The organism is Streptomyces sp. McG3 (assembly GCF_018619185.1).
Lineage (GTDB): Bacteria > Actinomycetota > Actinomycetes > Streptomycetales > Streptomycetaceae > Streptomyces.
This window is the reverse complement of the sequence record NZ_JAAXYC010000514.1, coordinates 1-3029: the sequence shown is the minus strand read 5'-3', so window position 1 is coordinate 3029 and position 3029 is coordinate 1. Positions and strand designations below refer to the sequence as shown.

Below are 3029 nucleotides of genomic sequence, written 5' to 3'. Positions count from 1 at the left end.
CCATGGAAGGGGATCTCCCCGGCCCCACCGGCCCCCTCCGCGGCGCCGCCGGGGCCGGGGAGATCCCCTTCCATGGTGGTGGCGTCGATCAGCGGGACATCCAGGAGCACAGCGGGATCCATGTCGTTGTCCGCGCACATGGCCTCCAGATGCTCCTCCAGGCCGAGTTCGGCATGGCAGACCACGTCCAGGTACTGCTGGTCGGCAGCCACCGCGGTCTGGCGCAGGACGCGGACACCGCGGCCGACGAACTGGTAGAACTCGCCGAAGCTGCCATAGGGGCGCAGCGGCACGACCACGGTGATGGGCGGGAAGTCGTAGCCCTGGCCGAGCATCCGCAGCTGCACGATGCCCTGCAGATCCCCGGCGTCGGACTCGAAGCGCCGCCGGGTGGAGGCGATCGCGGAGGCGGGCATGCTGTGGTGCAGCGTGGCACTGGGGATCCCGTATTCTTCGGCGATCCGTGCGATCTGTTCAGCATGCGCCTGGCCCATCGCTGCGAACAGCGCCCTCGGCTTGACGGGTGCAAGCAGCTTGGCCTGCGCATCCAGACACGCCCGCGTCACGGCCATCACCTGGTGGATCGGCGCCTCGGACTGTGCGGTGATGCGTGCCATCTTCCGCTCGTCGCCCAGCGTGGCCAGCAAAGCAGCACGGCCCACGATCTGCTCGCGCCGCCCGTCCGGCCACACCGCCTCATACACCGTCGACGCCACCTCGGGAGCGAACCGGTGCACCCGCAGGTTCTTCGCCGACCCGTCCGCGACGGAGTCCACCAGCCGGTAGCGGTAGACGACATCGGCGTCGATCGGCTTGCCGTCCAAACGCTGGAAGCACGCCGACATCAGCAGTGTGCGCGCACCCTGGAAGTGGGCGAACAGCCGCTGGTAGGAGGCGCTGGCCGCGATGTGCGCCTCGTCGACGACGATGAAGTCGATGTCCTCCGGCTCCAACTTGGCCAGCAGGTCTCCGTCACTGTCGCCCGTGCCCAGCGCATGGAAGTTGGTGACCAGGATGTCCGCGTCCAGCAGCCGCTCACGGCTGACCTGGCTGATCTGCCCGTCGTCCGCGTCCAGGACGAGCGTGGCCGGCGGGCGAGCGCCGGGCAGCAGCGGCCCGCCCGCCAGCCCATACAGGACGTTGCCCGGCATCCCCGGATCGAGGGCCTTGGCGAAGGTGCCGCGGATGACCGAGCCCGGGGTCACCACCAGCGCCCGCCGTCTGCTGAACGACAACGCGGCCGCCACCCCCAGGGCCGTCTTGCCCGACCCCACCGCCATCACCGCAGCCGCATGCCGGCCGCCGGAGGCGTAGTAGTTCGCCAACGCGGCCAATGCCTCATCCTGGCACGCCCGCAGCGGCGCCCGGTCCACCCTGGCCTGTACACCGGCGAAGTACGCCCCGCCTGAAGGCAGTTCGGCACCGCCAGGTGGATCGGCTGCCCGCATCGGATCGCCAGCCATGTCCGGGATCTCGATACGCGGCATGGCTGTCACCAGCGGCGCCAGGAGCGGATCCTGCCTCAGCATCGCCTGCAGCTGGGCCACGCAGCGCGCCGTGTCCGTACGCACCGCGTCGTAGGAGAACCGCAGCACCGTCAGACCGGTCGCGGCCAGATCGTTCTGTCGCAGCCGGTCGTAGGTGAACGCGGCCCGGTCACTGTGGAAGGCGAACCCGTCGAGCTCGACGGCCAACTGCAGCGCCTCACCCGCGATCAGGTAGTCAAGCCGGTAAGCGCGTTCGTTGACGGTGACCGGGTGCTGACTGTGCACCCGCGAAACGATCGACGCGTCCACGGCCGGCGTGAGCACCCACCGCAAGAACGCCTCCTCCAAGTAGGAGGCAGCCGGGATCAGTCGCTCCAGACCCGCACTCATGACGATCCACCCTGTGCCGCAGCCTCGGCAACCAGCGCTTGGGCTTTCTCCGACAGCCGGGCCGCCACATCCTCGCTCTGCCCGAAACGGGCCAACCGCCGCGCCAGCTCAAGTGCTTCCGTGAAGGCGCCCTCGCGCTCCAGCAGGCCGATCAACCGTGGCACCGAGGACACCCGCACAAACGCCGCCGGAGCATCAGTGGTGTCGAAGGACACCGCGTGCGGGGTTGCTTCCATCAACTCCAAGTCCAGCAGGGCGAACACCTCAAGCGCGGCGAGGGCCCCAGGCTCCGCACGACGTGTACTCCACAGCCGATCGACCGCGCTCTGCAGAACAAAGTGGTAGTCCCTGGCCGAGCCCGGAAGCTCCAGCGCCTCCCAGACACGGGCGATCAGCTCAGCGCCGCGCGCGTCGAACGGCACATGCCGGCTGGCCGGTGTCGCAGACGTACTCCCCTCGGCGGTCGGCCACATCGGCGAGCCGTACGACTCGTCCGGACGAATCCCTGCGCCCGGCAGCGCCTCCCGCACGACACCCGGGCTCCCGGCAAAGGCAAGGCCAGGGACAGCCGCCATGCGCTCAAACCATGCCCCCACGTTCCCCCTTCACGCAAAGAGGCATGCACCCTCACCTACAGCGAAGTCGCCCCACCCGCCCCCTGCGGTGCTTCATTGTCGCAGCCACACACTCTCTGCACCCCGAAAGGGGATATGTACTCCGCTCTCCGTCACCCGCCCCGGCGGGCTGCTGCCGGCCACAGAAGGGGAACCAGACGCCCTTGTCGCCCACTCGACCTCGTGTCCTGGGTCGGGAATTTCGCTTCACACGCCTCTCGGCCAGCTGCACCCGGGATGGCGCACACTCTGGATGGTTTCGGGTTAACTCGATTTTCCAGGTGGTCTGAGCAGGGACGAACGACGTACCTGCGTTTCACGACGGTGAACACGTCAGCCTGAACGGGCGCCGATCAGACTGGCCTTGAGAGCGTTGGCGAGGGAACCTTGAGGCATCGACGGCGGGCACGATCCCGCACCAATCCCTTCCCGAATCACCCGGGTTGGGTGCCTCACCCCTACCTTCCTGGAGTTGCTCTCATGTCCGCCTTTCCCCTGCCCGCCGCCAGCCCCGAGCCGTCGGCGTTCTGCTCCACCC

Annotated in this window: 2 protein-coding genes; both read right to left on the bottom strand. The window is 68.6% G+C overall.

Features of this window, described 5'->3' with window-relative positions; all coding sequences use genetic code 11:
* Positions 1-1877, bottom strand: a 1877-nt coding sequence (locus tag HET64_RS37890) for a DEAD/DEAH box helicase family protein (protein WP_215111762.1), incomplete at its 3' end; no start/stop codon positions are given.
* Complete coding sequence (locus tag HET64_RS37885; protein ID WP_251146437.1) at positions 1874-2452, bottom strand: hypothetical protein; 579 nt, start codon at positions 2450-2452, stop codon at positions 1874-1876. The genes HET64_RS37890 and HET64_RS37885, both read right to left, overlap by 4 nt.
* Positions 2453-3029: the final 577 nt, after the last annotated feature.

Excerpts from the sequence above, each read along its gene's own strand:
- HET64_RS37885 (WP_251146437.1), bottom strand. The coding sequence starts at position 2,452 with ATGGCGGCTGTCCCTGGCCTTGCCTTTGCCGGGAGCCCGGGTGTCGTG.